This is a genomic window from Tenacibaculum singaporense, assembly GCF_003867015.1.
GTDB lineage: Bacteria > Bacteroidota > Bacteroidia > Flavobacteriales > Flavobacteriaceae > Polaribacter > Polaribacter singaporensis.
This window is the reverse complement of sequence record NZ_CP032548.1, coordinates 39,248-54,891: the sequence shown is the minus strand read 5'-3', so window position 1 is coordinate 54,891 and position 15,644 is coordinate 39,248. Positions and strand designations below refer to the sequence as shown.

The following is a 15,644-nucleotide window of genomic DNA, read 5'->3' as shown; positions in this document are numbered from 1 at the left end:
TAATTTTTTATGCTTTACTTTGGAGTCAAGTGGTAGATTATTAGGCTTTTATGTTGAGGTGTTAAAAGAAATTCAGGGTTATCCCTGAGAAGAAGCTAAAACAATTAGGGGAAACCCTTATTGTGCAAAAAACCATGAACAACTACTTTTGAATAAAAAATTGTAACTAATTTTAAAACTATAAATAGTATGAAAAAAAGAAAGAAACAAATCGCTAATCTTTTAAAACTAGGCGTTTTCCTGTTCGGGGTTTCGCTGTTGTTATGGAATTGTGAAAATGAGTCTTTGTTAGAAACGCAAAACAGCTTTATAAGCAAAGTCAAAAGCAAGGTAAATACTGATTTAATAGACTTACCTTATACGAAAGATAACTTAACAGTAGATTGGAATAACTACAACATTATTAAAAGTAACGATATAGAGTTTTATGAATTTAAAACAGCACTAATTGCTCCTTTAAATAACACTTCTGAAAATTTTAGTAGTCCAATTTTTTATGTAGTAGCCTATAAAGAAAACAATACAATTGTAATAAAGTATATAGAGGTTAGGGCATACGATTATAGTTTAACAAAGTTTCCCGAAGACTTTATTAATTTAGGAGCTTTTTCAGGTTCGTTTAGGTATTTTAATGAAAAGGGAAAGTTAGAAAACTCAGAAGCTTTTATAGAAGGATATTTAATCAAAGCAAGCCAAGAGAATTACCTGCCTGTAAAAAGAAATACCTTACAAAAAGCCAAAGAAGAAGGGAGTTTCCAAGCAAGAGTAGAACCCTGTACTGAAGTTCCTTCAATCTTGTACATTCATGAAACGACACACCATTATAAAGACTATTACAAAGCATCTTATAGGGTGGATTCAAGCGGTAATGTTATAGAGGGAAGTATGACGGTAGCAGATGTACCTTATAAATCAGTATATTTAGGCTCGATAACACAAACATATACCTATACAAGTTTTTCTTGTGATACTCCCGATACAGGAGACTCTGTTTACAAATCAGAATACATGAGACAACAAATACTTATGGATTGTGGACCAGGGTATGATGATGTAACCTACGATGGAGAATGTGTTCCTATAGATGACGCTATTATAGACAACACCAACAACCCTTGCGTAAGTGCTATTATAAAAGCCTTACAAGAAAAAGATATGAAAGGTGCTTTGGTGCCTGATTTAGAAGGTATGGGGCATTTGTCGCAAATGGTGTTAGATTTGTTTGACCATTCTCAAACTTATAACTTAACTTTTAATATAGGGCAATTAAACACACTAGGTTCTGGTGTAAGTGGCAACACCAATGGTTTTGATATTACGTTAGATACCGACTTAGTAAAAGATGCCACAAAGTTATTTATAGCCAAAACTGTTATACACGAAAGTTTCCACGCATATATTCATTACGTTGTGAGGGAAAACCCAGGGTCTATAATGACAACTGTTTTAAAAAAATATCAAAACTTTTACACTAAATCAAATCCAACAAATGCAGGAAATTTAACAGAGCACAAATTTATAAGTCAATATGTGGAAGCTTTAGCTTATTCTCTTTCGTCGTATGATAACCATCAACAACCTATGGATTATTATAAAGCCTTATCTTGGGCTGGTTTAGAGTCGTCTAGTGCCTACCAAAGTTTAAGTAATTCAGATAAAACAAAAATTGAAAAAATCATAAAAAATGAAAGACTTGCAAATAGTAATGCAAAAAGCACTAAGTGTTAGTTTGCTACTTACCTTTTATTGTTGTATAACATCATGTAAAACATCTAAAGAATATAATACAAACAATAAAAACTATAAAATAGAAAGATATAAATCTAAAGGTCTTTTTACTGGAGTAACAGTAAAAACTTATGATAATATTAAAAAAGAACTGTTATTACCATCAACCAAAGTAATTAATAATGTATATCTAGAAGGTACAGTATTTAGTTTGGGGTTAGGAAAACATAACTTGTCAATACTTTATCCAAGTAAGCAAAGCATAGATATAAAACTTCTTATTAAAGAAAAAGATTCTATAGTCGTCAAAGCTCACTTACCAGACGAAAATATTGTAGATTAATTTATGATGTTTATAGAAAATGAAAAACATATTAAAAGCACTAAGTGTTAGCTTATTACTAAGCTTTTATTGTTGTAAGGCCTCAAAAAATGTTTTAGTTAATGATGAACTCTTCAGTATAAAAAGATTAAAATCTAATATGAGTACTACGTTAACTTTACAAGCTTATGATTATAATTCTAAAGAAAAGATTGGAGGTTTTGCGGAGATAAACAATGTGTATGTTGATTTTAAATATGAGAATAACAACTTTTCTTCAATAGTACTTGATGTAAAGCCAGAGAATGAATTTGACATTTCATTTCATTTTGTTGGTAGTAAAAGCAATAGAATAAATAAATTAAAAGTTGTGAAAAAAGATTCAATTATAATTAAGGCGTATTTAAAAAATGATGACATAATAGATTAAGAATATAACTTGTTAATAATAATGCGAAAAGTACCAAGTGTCTTTAAAATAATAATTATTGTAATTTTTATGAGTAGTTGCTCTTCTTACAGAGAAGTAGTTGACAATATGAATACTGAATATGAAGTTCTGAGTTCTGTCTTAAAAGAATCAAGAGGAAATATTTATTATAAGACAATTATAGAAGAAGGAAATATACCTATAGAATCGTACATAGAAAATAAATATTTAGAATTTTACTTATGTAGCAATGGTGTTGACTCTCCAGTTAAAATACCTAAAGAAGAAGTGGCTTTTTTAAAACAAAAAGTCAAAAGTGTTTCTGTTCAGAGAATAGATAAATTATTTCCTAATCTTAAAGAGAAAACAACAAAGAAGAAGGAGCGACTTGTAACCTCATTTATTTCCATGCCTATTTTATTTAGAAATAATACTATGGCTATCTATTATTCCACTCAAACATATGGAGGAGAGTTTAAATTACTACAAAAAGTAAATGGAGAATGGGAAACTATTTGTGCTAATTCGGTTTGGATAGAGTAAAAAAATGAAAGATTCAATAAAAGTGGTGCTAAAAGTACTAAGTGTTAGTTTATTATTATTAGTTAGTAGTATGATTTCATGTAAATCAGTTCGTAATGATATAGTAGATAAAACATATAAATTAGAAAAATTCAAATCTAAGCAAGCTGATTTTTCAAGTATTGTTATCAATGCTTATGATTTTGAGATGAAAAAAAAGTTAGCAGGGATAGTATATGTAAATAATGTGGTTTTTTTTATGGATTTTGATAAAAAAAACAAAGTTAAACCTTTAGTTGTTACACCTAATACAGATAACTATTTTGATGTAGAAATTTCATATATAAGAAGGCATACAGTAAAAGTTGATAAGTTTTTTGTTAAAAGAGGGGATTCAATTGTTATTGATGCCTATTTAAAAGAAGATAAAAGACCAATAGTTGATTAAGCACAAAAAAGGAGTAGGTTTCTACTCCTTTTTTATGCTGTTATATAGCAAGGCAGATCGTTTACTTATTTATTGTATTTAGAGCTATCTTTGTTAATATAAATACTCCAATATGAAAAAGCTAGTTCTCTTATTATTAACCATTTTATTAATTACTAGTTGTACCAATTATGGACAATTGAAGTTAGTGTCGTACCTGTCAGGAGATTTAAAAGAAGTTTCTGGAGTAGAGAAAAGCAATGACTTAAATATACTATGGATGCATAACGATAGTGGTAATGCAGCTAAATTATTTAAAGTTAGTACGCAAGGAAAAATTTTACAAAAAAGAGTATTAGTAGTAAAGAATCACGATTGGGAAGACATAACTTCTGATAACGAAGGAAACATATACATCGCCGATTTTGGTAACAATAATAACAAAAGAAAGAACTTAGTAATTCTAAAAATTAAGGAAGAAGAACTGCTAAAAGGAGAGAATATAGAGGTGGAGAAAATAAAGTTTTCATACCCTAATCAAACCAAATTTCCGCCCAAAAAGAAAGACCGTTTTTTTGATGCAGAATCTTTAATTTATAAAGATGGATTTCTTTACATTTTTACAAAAAGTAGAGTCAAAAACAAGTACGGTAAAACAATGCTATACAAAGTTCCAGCAACAAAAGGTGAGTATACAGCTCAGTATATAGCTGAGTATGCAAACTGTGATGATGTACATTGTGCAATTACAGCAGCAACGATATCGCCAGATAAACAAAAAGTGGTTTTGTTAACACATCAATCGGTATTAGTATTTACTAATTTTAGCGGAGACGATTTTTTTAGTGGAGATGTAAAAGAACATACATTCAATCATATTTCTCAAAAAGAAGGTGTTACGTTTAAAGATGAAAGAACCCTTTATATAACAGATGAAGCTGATAAAATAGGAAGCAGTAAACTGTATGAGTTTGTATTAAAGGATTAAAAAAATCAGTTACCAATGAATGCACATTGATAACTGAGAGAGTTAGGGGAATCATCAACACCTAAATTGAGGTGTTTATACGTAATCTATCTGTCTAGAATAGCCTGCATTTATAGCCAATAAAATGGAATCTTCTCGGCTAAAACTAAACGGAATAATAGAGTTTAAAGGTTCTTCAAATTTTTCTTCTATTTTTTGTTTAGATAATATCAATGCGTGCTCTACCAATTTATGATATTCGGTTATAAAGTATTTTTTAGGTAAGTTTTCAAACTTAGCAACATCAAAATCATAAAATTTAGTTCTTGTAATAGCTTTGTATTCTTGGTCGTTATGAATAAATAAATAGGTAAGATCAACGTGAATGGTAGTGTTAGCACCACTAGGATCGTCTGGCCAATTATAAATTAAAAGATAAGCTCCATCAATACTAACTTTAGGTTTAGAAATCTCTTCAATCTTTTCAAAACTTGTTAAATCACAAGATCCTGTTTTAATAACTTCTTCTATAGTTTCAACTGTACTCATTATTAATTATTTAATTTTTTTAGTCAAATATCATAGAAATTGCGTTTTCATTTTTGGGTGTTTTATAATCGCATACTATTATTTTATAAACGTTTTGTTAAAGTGATGGATAAGGAGGTGAAATGAAAATATATAATTATTTTAGTTGGCTAATTAATTACGAAAAATGCTTTTGCTTAAGAAAAAATACTTTTTACATATTGCCTTTATCTGCGTTGTTTTTACAGCATGTACGAGAAATAATGTAGACAAAAACTTACAAGAATATTTACTCTCTATCGATAGTATTTCTCAGCAAAAACCAAAAGAAGGGCTAAGAAAAATAGATAGTTTACTAGAAAAGAAACAAAATTCTAAAAACAGGGCTTTACTGTTGTTTAGTAAAGGAGAACTATTTTACCTAAACGATAAGTTAATAGAGGCAAAAAACATTCATTTAGAAACGTATAGGTTATTCACAAAATTAAAAGACGATTATAATAAAGGTAGAAGCTTAATAACATTAAGCGCCACCTGTATGAAGCTAAATGAGTTAGAAGATGCTCAAAAGTATGCGTTGGAAGCTTTAGAAACAGGTGAGAAAATAGAAAATACCAGATTGCAGGCTAAGGCAAATAATCAACTATTCAACCTTCACTTTATTTTAAAAGACTATGAAAAAGCATTATTGTACATAAAAAGATGTGAAGAGTTGTTTACTGACCCAAACGATCCTAATTCAATTATAGCAATTAAAAGTAATATTGCAGGAGTGTATTTGAAGTTAAAACAATATAACAAAGCACTAAAACAGTTTTCGGAGGCATTGGCTTTGGGTGAGTCAGCGAAAGATCCCAAGACGATTGTTAGTGTTCTTAATAATATTGGGTACACGTATTTGGAAGCAAAACGTTTTGACGAATCGGAGAAGTTTTTACGAGGAGCAGTAAAGCTTAACCAAAAAATTAAAACAATTAACGGAGCTCCATACAAAGGTTTAGGAACTCTTTTTTTAGTAACCAATAAGCTAGATTCGGCAGCGGTAAATTACAACAGAGCGATGTCAATCTACAAGAGTAAAAATAACCTTTCAGAAGAAGTAGAAATACGAGATAAGCTAATATCAATAGCAATTCTTAAAAAGCAGTATCAAAAGGCATTGAACCATCAAATAATACGAGATAGTATAGAGGTGGTAAAGAGTAAAAAGCAAAATCAAAAACTTCTTTATTTTGCCAATGTAAACTATAAGGTTAAAGAAAAAGAAATAGCATTAACCCATCAAAAAGAAATAAACAAACAAAATTGGTGGTTAGGAATTAGTGTAATTGTATCGTTAGTACTTATTCTAATTATAGCCCTGTTTATAGGATATAATAACAAGTTAAGAGCTGCAAACAAAGCATCTAAATTAGAACAACGTTTGCTGAGAGCTCAAATGAATCCACATTTTATATTCAACACCTTAGCGGCGATTCAAAACATTACTTTAGAAGGAAACCCTGTAAAATCTTCAAACTATATAGCTAAATTCTCAAAACTCATTCGACAAAATTTTGATTATGTTCGGAAAGAAGAAATTAGCCTAGAAGAGGAGTTAGCTATGATTTCTAACTATATAGATACACAGCAATTACGTTTCAATAATAGTTTTAGTTATCACATACATATTTCTGAAAACTGTAATACAAAACAAGTAAAAGTACCTCCAATGCTATTGCAACCTTTTGTTGAAAATGCTATTGAATATGGTTTAAAAGAAAAGAAATCAGGAGGGATATTGAACTTAAATATTCGAAAAACAGGTGAAGAATTGTTTTTTGAAATTGAAGATAATGGAGTAGGAAGAAAGCAAAAAAAGAGTCAAGAAAAAATAGCGAAAGATTTACACGCTACCGATATTTTTATTGAAAGACTACAGATAAGAAATAAAGGAGAGGAAAAATCTTTTACTATAGAAGATTTGCATGACAAAGAGGGGAATCCTTCAGGAACAAAAGTTGTATTTAAATTAAAGTTATAAAATGATAAAAGCTGCTATAATAGAAGATGAGTTTAATGCATTAAATACATTAACAAAGTTGTTGCAATACACACAAAAAGATATAGAAATTGTAGCTAAAATTGATAATGTAGATGAGGCTATAGATTTTTTGAGTAACAACAATTTAGACTTGGTATTTATAGATATTGAGTTGATTGGTGGAAATGCTTTTCAAATATTAGAAGCCTTAGAAACCATAAACTTTAAAATGATATTTACCACAGCTTACGATGAGTTTGCTATAAAAGCAATTAAGTTTGATACGGTAGATTATTTATTAAAACCCATAGATTCTGATGAGTTAAATGCTTGTATAGGTCGTTTTAGAACCGAATTTGAAAAAGATAAAAAATATACACAAGCACTACATAAAATAAGTGAATTAGATAAAAAAGAAGCTCAAAAAACATTGCTTATCAAAACTACTGAAGAGCAACATTTTTTACATGTAGATGATATTGTACGTTGCCAATCAGACGGAAGTTATACTGTTTTTTATACAACTGATAAAAAAATAATGAGTGCTCGAAACTTAAAGTATTACGAAAATATTTTAAGTACACATGCCTTTGCTAGGGTACACCAATCTCACTTAATTAATATAAAATATTTAGCTTCCGTAAGTGCCAATACAGTTAAATTATCAAGTGGTGAAAACGTTCCTTTATCATCAAGAAAGAAGACGTATTTAAAGCAGTTTTTAGAGAACTTTAATACGAATACAAAATAGAAAGTAACACATATAAAACTCATTAAAAGAGTACTAAAGTTCCCTATAATTTTGAGGTAAATAATTGAAAGTAACCTTAAAAAACAATCATATGGGACTTAAAGAAAAAAGATTCACAAAAGCTTTTCAAGAAGAAAAATATCCTGCATTAAAAGAACAAATAAACAATGCAGCTGGTTTTGATGTAACAATTGATGTAGAGTGGGACACTATGTTTGAAGATAAGTTTTTACACTTATATGATGACAGTTACCCTAAAATTTACTTCCAACCACTTATTGATGCTTTTTCAGCCATAGCAACTGATGATATGGGGAAAGAAGCATTGTCGGAATCGTTAAAAAAAGTGGTTATTATTAACAAAGACGATCACCACAACCCAACGCATGCTTATACTTTTGAAGAAGGAGTTTTACAAGTAAACCATAGCCCAATTTTAAACGCAGATAAAGTTCAAGATAGAACAGATGTGCTTGTTGATTTATTAGAGAATAACCTATAGTCTAGTAATTCACAATAAAAAACAAAATTGCTATGGAAATAGATTATATCAATCAATTTAAAGCACAATCACCAGCAGCTATAATTCAGAGTATGTTTAGTGAAAAAAAGCAATTAAAAATTGCTTTATCATTAAAAAACGGACTTTATGTAGAAGGCTTTATAGTAGATATCACAAAAGAAGAATACCAAACATTTGTATGTATGAGAACCGAAGAACAAGAAGTGTTGTTTTTCGATCTTCAAGAAGTATCCGTTTTACGAATTAAACACCCTAAAAAAATAGCTGTTTCTTTATCTAAAGGAAGTATCAGTCGCCCGTTAGGAGAGGAGCCCATAAGTACTTTACAATTAAAAAGATGGATTGTAGAGCAAGAATCGTTGCTAGATGCAACAATCAACTTATCGTTAGAAAAATCAGTATTGCAAGAAGCAAACGCTCGATTAAATAGTAAAGATGTTATTACAAGTTTGTTAAAAGCAAAACAATTAATAATAGAGGATGAAATGGGATTAGCTGCATGGAAAGAAATAAAAACTGTAGCTATTACTAATACAGAAAAATTGCAGGTAAATAAAGAAGGAAATGTATTAAAAGTTGGTATTGAAATTACCAAAGCTCTACCAAAAGAGTTAGAGCATCTTTTTGTTGAAAAGATAGAAGAAATATTGTAGAATACTAAAATTATTAAAAAATGGGTCTTAAAGAAAAAAGAGCAGTTCAAACATTTAAAAACGAATCATTTCCAGCATTAGAAGCAGAAATAAACAATAAAGCAGGATTTAATGTATCATTAAACATAGCATGGGATACGTTGGTAGAAGATAAGTTTTCTCACCTTTACAATGATACGTTTCCAAAAATATATTTTCAACCGTTAATAGAAGCAATCAAAGCTGTTAACATTGATGAAATTGGGGGAGAATTGCTAAAAAATGGATTAAAAGAAGTAAAGATTGTTAATGAAAATAACGAGCACAATTTAGAAAGAGCAATCACTTTTGTAGATGGGGTGTTAACCATTAATCACAGCCCAATTATGAATGCAGATAAGGTGGAAGAGAAAACAGAAAGAATTGTACACCTTTTAGAAACTCATTTAGAAGAATTTGCAGGAAGTGAAGCTAGTGTTGAAAGTACAGAAAACCCAAATAATATTGTAGGAGGGAAGGTTGATAACACTATAAAATTAAGTTTACCTCAGTTGCACAATCAATATGTAGCTTTGGCTTTTGAGAAACAAGATAACTTAGCTGATATTGTTGAAGATTTACCTTGGACTTGTGATATGCTTCAAGGAACCGTAACTTATGGTGATCTTACCTTTAAAATGCAGGTACTAGGAACCTACTCTCATAATGAAAAATCATGGTTATGGGCTTGGGCAAATAAACAAAGCGGTATTCCAGAACAATTTTTAGAAGCTTCATTACAAATGAAAGCTCTAGGAGAACGTCAGGGAATAGAAGATTTACTATCATCAAAAATAGAAACAGAACACGATCCAGGACATTATTTTTCTTTCGTAGCAACAGGAGTTAATCAGGCAAGTTGTTATGCACCATTACCTTTTAAAGGACTTACTGTGTATGTATTATTATATACGGATATAGTTGATGAAAAAGAGATAAATATTCCTGCTTTAATTTGTTCACACTTCTCAAAAACAACTACTCGTATGGATTTTGAACACAAGCATGCATTGTTTTGCTATTTAGTTCAAAAAGGATATGAGGTTGAGGTATCAGGAAATAATATCGTTGCTAAAAAAGGAGAAGATCAAATTTTAGGAATTTTTGACCTAAAAGGAAGATTACTAAAGTTGTCTAACTCAACAGTTCCAGTAGGAGCTTAAAAAAAAGAAAAAGTATGTATCAATCTACCACACTATCAGAATTAGAAAAAGAGCATCAAGACGCATTAACCCAGGCACAAAATAAGATGATGGAAGATTTGAATCTTGCACAACAGAATGGAGACAACGATTTAATTCATCAGGCAAGTGTTCATTTTCAAAACGTAGCTAAAGAATTAGCAGAACAATACACTAAACGTATTGAAGAAATTAACGAGTTAAACCTTAAAAATGTAACAGAAAACATTCAAGAGGTATATGATAACTCTAGAGCAGATATTGACTTAAACGCATTGGTATATGACGGTGATCGAGATTATGTTTTAGAGTTTCAAGAAGATGAGTTGATTCAAAAAACCTTAGAAAGAATACGAGAAAACAATCCAGTTTTTAAATCGAGAAGACATTTGTTGAAATCAAGTTTACGATTAACAAAAATGTTAGCTCCAGTGCTTCACGAAATTGGAGAGCATTGTAAAGAGGTTTTAAAATTGAAAGCTGATATTGAGTTTTTTGTGTATCAGAACGATAAATTCAATGCGTCATGTTATCCGCCAGATGAAGATAAATTATACATTATTTTAACCTCTGGAATTTTAGAACGTTTTACAAAAGACGAATTAGCTTTTGTTATTGGTCATGAAATAGGGCATGTATTGTTTGAACACTTTAATTATCCAGTAAAACATATTTTAGACGAAGGAGCAAACGATTTAGCGCCAATTCATGCGATGAAGTTATATGCATGGAATCGTAACGCTGAAATTAGTGCAGATAGAGCTGGCTTATTATGCTGTAAGAGTTTTGAGGCAGCAGCAAGAACATTCTTTAAGCTATCATCTGGAGTAACTTCTGATTCTTTAGATTTTAAATTGAATGAATACATTAACCAGTTTTCAGATTTAGAAGAAGTTTTAAATGATGATACACACGATCCGTCAGATTGGTATAGCAGTCACCCGTTTAGCCCACTTCGTATTAAAGCTTTAGAGCTGTTTAATAAGAGTAAAACGTACGAGTTATTTAATCCTGAAATTAATGGAGAAATAACAGAGGAAGCGATGGAGCTAGAAATACAACGAATTATGTCGTTAATGGAGCCAGAAGACTTAGGAAATGAAACCGAGCATTCAGAAAAAATTCAACGCTTTATGTTCTTAGGTGGTTATATGATTTCAAAGGCAGATGGAGTTGTGGATGATTCTGAAATACAGGCGTTGAGTAGTGTGGTGTCTCCATCAGTTTTTGCTCAGTGTATGTTAACGATTAAAGGATTAACAGAGCAAGATATTATTGATGAAATTATAGCTTTGGCTAAAGAATTAGATATCGTAATTTCTGTGATGCAAAAACTAAATATTCTAAGAGATTTATCTATTATATCTTATGCGGATGGAAGCATAGATGCTGCTGAAGTTGATGTACTTTACAATTTAGCAAGACAATTATATATAAAAACAGAATTTATTGATAGAATTATCAGCGACGCCCAAGGCGTTGACTAAACAATATGATTTTTGTTTATCCATGTTAGCTAAACCATACACATTAAACGTGTATGGTTTGGCTTATGTTATATATTAAAAGACCCCATCCAACAATTAGTAGTAGACCACCTAAAGGAGTAATAGGGCCTAAAAATTTCATTTTTTTACCTTTTGCGTCAGATAATACTAAACCATAAATACTAAAGGAGAAAAGTATAATTCCAATTACAAAAGCGTAATATATTGCTGAGCTAGGTGCGTCAAAATAACTTCCAACGAATAATAAAACGAGTGCATGATACATTTGATATTTTACACCCGTTTCAAATGATTTTAGTTGTTCCTCGGTTAAAATTTTCTTTAAGGCATGTGCTCCAAAAGCTCCAAATATTACAGCAAGCATACCAAATAAAGTTCCTGTAATTAATACAATTTGTTGTGTCATGTTTTTTAAGAATTAAAAAGAAAAACCAATACTAAAAGCGACCCTGTCTTCTTGTGAATTTCCTTTAAAGTATGAAATATTAGCTGTGAATAAGTCGATTCCGCTTAGCCAAAAAGAACCACCATAACTAGTATGCCATTTCTTTGAATTAGGTGAATATGGAGACCATACTCGACCGTAATCAAAACCACCAGTAATACCAACTTTTATAGGAATAATTCCTGTACGAATACGTCCAAAACGTAAACGTAAATCGTTACTATGATAAAAACTTTCGGTTCCAGAAAAACGTTCTCTATTAAATCCGCGTAAACTACGTTCACCACCTAAAGTAGCTGCTTGGTAAACTTCAAAACGATTCCCTACATTAATTTGAGTTCCAACCTCAGAAGCAAAAACTAATGAACGGTTGAATACTAGGTTTTGATACATAGCCAAAGAACTTTTAATGTAACCAAAGCGTCTGTCAAAATCGTCTAAGTTGGCTTTAGCCCCAACAGCTAAATCGAAGTTCATACCTTTGGTAGGAAAACTACTATTATCTACTCGGTTGTGATTAAAGTTTAATTCACCTCCCCAAAAATAGTTAGTATCAAAAATAGCGGTAGGTTGATTGTCAAAATTATTGATAAATCTACCAGGTGTGTCTTCAATCTCAATAGCTTCAAAAAGACCTGAAATTTTAAAGATACTTCCTCCATGTAATCGTTTTAATAACGATGGAGAAAAACTAATTTCTTCTTTTTTAACACGGTAATGATCTAAATCAAAACTTTGATCGTAAACACTTTCATTCCCCCATCCAAAGAAATTAAAGGAATAGTTATCACTAGTAGCTTTAGCTTGCAAATGTAAGCTCCAATTACCAATTAATTCGGTAAATTCACCATTGTATTCTAAATCGTAGCCACTAGTTGAAGAATAGTAGTTTGCCGCTAATGTGTGTTGGCTAGCGAAGGGTTGTTTTTTAAAGCCTTGTTGTGTATGTGTAACCGAAGCACCAAAAAAGAAACCGTCATCGGGGTTGCTTCCTAAACTAGGGAAAACAATAGTTGTATTGTTGTTAATGTCGTGCGCGTCGTAGGTGTTTTTAAAATAACTATCCGAACGTAAATCCGCAGTTTCAGAACTTGGATTTATCGTGTTTTTCTTTGATTTAAAATCATAGATTTTAGTTTTCTTTCCCCAACCTGCAACAGATGATTTATCGGTATACACATCGTGATTTTGACCCCCTATAATTCGTAGTAAAATTCCATCATGTACATCACCAGAAATTAAAAACTCATCATCTCCATTTAAACCATAAAGCTGTATCTCTTTAGTTTCTTTTGTTTTGAAAACACGATTATAGATTTCATTCTCTTTTCTAAAAACAACAACGCTAGTTTCGTCATCATTTAAACGTTTAATAATGAATTTATCGTCTTTATCTGTACCAACTACATGTACAACTTTGTTTAGTTTGGTATAATAGCGGTTAGCAATTTCTTTTAATTTATCTCTTCGAGCTTTTATTTTAGCAATGGTCTCTTTTCCATCAATATCATAAATAACCTTTGGTAACTGTTGAATTGATTTTTCAATTACTTCATCGGTTAAATGTTGTTGAATATATTCAGCTTGTTTATTCCAACCATCAAGTGTTAATTGATTTAAAAAGGCTGCATCAAAGAAACGAGCGTAATTGTTATACCACTTCATGTTTTTGATATCGTTATCAAAAGTTTGCATGTTCTTTACTAAGGGTGCAAATTGTTGAAATAGAGGAATCATAACTCCATCAAACTTAGAAAAAGGTTGATCTCTATCTCTAGGAATAGGACGATAATATTTTTTACCATCTTTGGTTTTAAAAGAAGCCCATCGCCATTGATCTTCATGTCTATCCCAGTCACCAATTACCATATCAAACAAACGCGAACGAACCACCCATTCTTGGTCGATTGAATGTTTACCGTTTTTTCTAATTTTTTCTAACACATCAAAAGTGCTAATAATATCATCTGAATTTCCAAAATTGTCTAGTTCACTTCGGTCGCCAGCTGGTCGTTCTTCTAATAAGTATAATTGTCCTCCAAAAATATCATTATGTTTTCCTAAAGCAAGTTGTTTAGGCATGTAATACAGTTTTGGGTTGGTGTGGTAAATGTTTACAGCTTCAGCCATGTCAGGAAGTACAAAAGCTGCGTATGGGTGCGACATGGTAAAAATATCTTGAACTACATCAACTAAAAATGTTCCTTTTAAAATACCACCCATAATTCGACTTCCGTCTTTTACCATTGAGCGTAAAACGTACTGTTTTCCTTCAGGGTTTTCTAATCGTAACGAATTGGTTTGGTTACCACCACCTCTTCTGATAGGAGTTAAGCCTCCATAGACATTCTCTAATTCTAGTACAGGAACCTTAACTGTTTTTCCGTACTTGTCTCTGTTTAAATCTCCCCACATAAATTCATGAAAACCACTAACGCTTGTTGCTTCTGGAGGGTAAATTGAGGTTTCTACAAATTTCTTATGTTCTTCGTATTCAGGAAAGCTTGAATAGATTTTTGTTTGTTTTGGTTTTACAATTTCTTTACTAAACAAGAGTTTGTGACCGTCTTTGGTGTTGGCAGCGTAGTACTCAATAACTGCTGAACCATCTTTGTAGTAATTTAATTTAGCATATCCGTGATTACCGTAGGTAAATTGTGCGCCATAACCAACTAAAGCTGCTGACTGCTTTGAACCTGAACCGCTAATTACTTGTTTGAACCCGTCTTGTTCTATGTATTGTAAGTTGTGATCGTGACCAGAAACGAATACAATATTGTCTGTGAAATCATCAGATACTGCTTGTATTTGATTAATAAAATCACTGTAGTTTTTATTGAAAATATCAGTTTGAATTCCTGCATGAGAGCGTAGTGCATTTTTCAATGTACCTAAAATTGGTGCTGGTTTCATGTGGTCTTTTACTGAAAAACTTCCACCATGAGGTCCATTACTATATAATGGGTGATGTACAGCAACTACTACATTTTTATATCTGTTTTTCTTAAATAAACTAGAGAGTTCTTGAATGAAACGTTCACGAGTTTTAATATCACAATTGTCGTTCATTTTAGGTTCCTTGTCCCAATCCATAATAAACCAACGACTATCAATAAGAATTAAAGTTAGGTCATCATTAATCTTTACTTTATCTAGTCCGCAACCTCCTTCGGGTAAAAAAGAGTTTTTACCTAACGCTTTCTCTACCATTTTTTCCTGACGTTTCAAGCCATCAACACCATTATACCAGTCGTGATTTCCCGGAATAAAAATTGTTTTTCCTTTAAAGTCTTGCAAAGCATCAATTTGTGTTTGTAAGCGATGTTCAGCTAAGGCTCTATCTTTATGTTCTTTACTTGGTATTCCGTATGGATATATATTGTCTCCTAAAAACAGGGTAGTTGCACTTTTAGTAGCTTTAGCTAACTCTTTCTTAAAGTAGGTTAGTGTAGGGGTAGTCTGTCCCATTTCGGCATTACCAGCATCTCCAATTAAATAGAAAGAATGTATTAATTCTTTATCTGTTTGAATTGTTTTTGGAGAGGCCTTATCTGCGTACTTAGCTTTGTAGGATGCGCAAGCACTAACTATGGTAATTATAGCTAGATACATGCAAAA

Annotated in this window: 15 protein-coding genes; 12 read left to right on the top strand and 3 right to left on the bottom strand. The window is 31.2% G+C overall.

Annotation, left to right across the window (positions count from 1 at the left end):
• Positions 1-189 precede the first annotated feature (189 nt).
• The 6 genes from D6T69_RS00205 (at position 190) to D6T69_RS00180 (ending at position 4,417) form a co-directional block, all read left to right on the top strand.
• Positions 190-1,728, top strand: coding sequence for a hypothetical protein (locus D6T69_RS00205; RefSeq protein ID WP_125065894.1), 1,539 nt, complete (start codon positions 190-192; stop codon positions 1,726-1,728).
• Positions 1,685-2,071 carry a hypothetical protein gene (locus D6T69_RS00200; protein WP_125065893.1) on the top strand — a complete coding sequence of 129 codons (387 nt, stop codon included), beginning with the start codon at positions 1,685-1,687 and terminating at the stop codon, positions 2,069-2,071. Before D6T69_RS00205 ends, D6T69_RS00200 begins: the two co-directional genes overlap by 44 nt.
• Positions 2,072-2,210: 139 nt before the next feature.
• Positions 2,211-2,480 (top strand): hypothetical protein, encoded by a 270-nt coding sequence (locus tag D6T69_RS00195; RefSeq protein WP_125065892.1) that lies wholly within the window; start codon positions 2,211-2,213, stop codon positions 2,478-2,480.
• A 21-nt stretch (positions 2,481-2,501) separates the two neighbouring features.
• Positions 2,502-3,023, top strand: a complete 522-nt coding sequence (locus tag D6T69_RS00190) for a hypothetical protein (protein ID WP_125065891.1) — start codon at positions 2,502-2,504, stop codon at positions 3,021-3,023.
• A gap of 4 nt (positions 3,024-3,027) precedes the next feature.
• The gene (locus D6T69_RS00185; RefSeq protein WP_125065890.1) at positions 3,028-3,450 is read left to right on the top strand and encodes a hypothetical protein; all 423 of its coding nucleotides are present in this window, start codon (positions 3,028-3,030) and stop codon (positions 3,448-3,450) included.
• A 112-nt stretch (positions 3,451-3,562) separates the two neighbouring features.
• Positions 3,563-4,417 (top strand): hypothetical protein, encoded by an 855-nt coding sequence (locus D6T69_RS00180; RefSeq protein WP_125065889.1) that lies wholly within the window; start codon positions 3,563-3,565, stop codon positions 4,415-4,417.
• A gap of 75 nt (positions 4,418-4,492) precedes the next feature.
• Here the strand turns inward: D6T69_RS00180 and D6T69_RS00175 are convergent, their stop codons facing one another.
• Positions 4,493-4,945: a hypothetical protein gene (locus tag D6T69_RS00175; RefSeq protein ID WP_125065888.1), complete on the bottom strand. Its 453-nt coding sequence runs from the start codon at positions 4,943-4,945 to the stop codon at positions 4,493-4,495.
• Between the two features lie 166 nt (positions 4,946-5,111).
• Between D6T69_RS00175 and D6T69_RS00170 the strand changes: the two genes are divergently transcribed.
• The 6 genes from D6T69_RS00170 to D6T69_RS00145 all read left to right on the top strand — a co-directional run bounded on the left by D6T69_RS00170 (position 5,112) and on the right by D6T69_RS00145 (position 11,560).
• Positions 5,112-6,947, top strand: coding sequence for a tetratricopeptide repeat-containing sensor histidine kinase (locus D6T69_RS00170; RefSeq protein WP_125065887.1), 1,836 nt, complete (start codon positions 5,112-5,114; stop codon positions 6,945-6,947).
• A 1-nt stretch (position 6,948) separates the two neighbouring features.
• Entirely contained in the window at positions 6,949-7,698 is a 750-nt protein-coding gene (locus D6T69_RS00165) for a LytR/AlgR family response regulator transcription factor (RefSeq protein WP_047790718.1), read from the top strand.
• Between the two features lie 91 nt (positions 7,699-7,789).
• Positions 7,790-8,200 carry a hypothetical protein gene (locus D6T69_RS00160; protein WP_125065886.1) on the top strand — a complete coding sequence of 137 codons (411 nt, stop codon included), beginning with the start codon at positions 7,790-7,792 and terminating at the stop codon, positions 8,198-8,200.
• Positions 8,201-8,232: 32 nt separating this feature from the next.
• The gene (locus tag D6T69_RS00155; RefSeq protein ID WP_125065885.1) at positions 8,233-8,874 is read left to right on the top strand and encodes a hypothetical protein; all 642 of its coding nucleotides are present in this window, start codon (positions 8,233-8,235) and stop codon (positions 8,872-8,874) included.
• Between the two features lie 20 nt (positions 8,875-8,894).
• Entirely contained in the window at positions 8,895-10,055 is a 1,161-nt protein-coding gene (locus tag D6T69_RS16035; RefSeq protein ID WP_206197824.1) for a DUF6882 domain-containing protein, read from the top strand.
• Between the two features lie 14 nt (positions 10,056-10,069).
• Positions 10,070-11,560: a M48 family metallopeptidase gene (locus D6T69_RS00145; RefSeq protein ID WP_125065884.1), complete on the top strand. Its 1,491-nt coding sequence runs from the start codon at positions 10,070-10,072 to the stop codon at positions 11,558-11,560.
• 43 nt (positions 11,561-11,603) lie between these two features.
• Here D6T69_RS00145 and D6T69_RS00140 read toward each other — a convergent pair whose 3' ends face one another.
• Together D6T69_RS00140 and D6T69_RS00135 are read right to left on the bottom strand one after the other, a co-directional pair.
• On the bottom strand, positions 11,604-11,987 hold the full coding sequence (locus D6T69_RS00140) for a DUF423 domain-containing protein (RefSeq protein WP_125065883.1): 384 nt from the start codon (positions 11,985-11,987) through the stop codon (positions 11,604-11,606).
• Between the two features lie 12 nt (positions 11,988-11,999).
• Complete coding sequence (locus D6T69_RS00135; RefSeq protein WP_164506663.1) at positions 12,000-15,638, bottom strand: ShlB/FhaC/HecB family hemolysin secretion/activation protein; 3,639 nt, start codon at positions 15,636-15,638, stop codon at positions 12,000-12,002.
• Between the last annotated feature and the right edge of the window lie 6 nt (positions 15,639-15,644).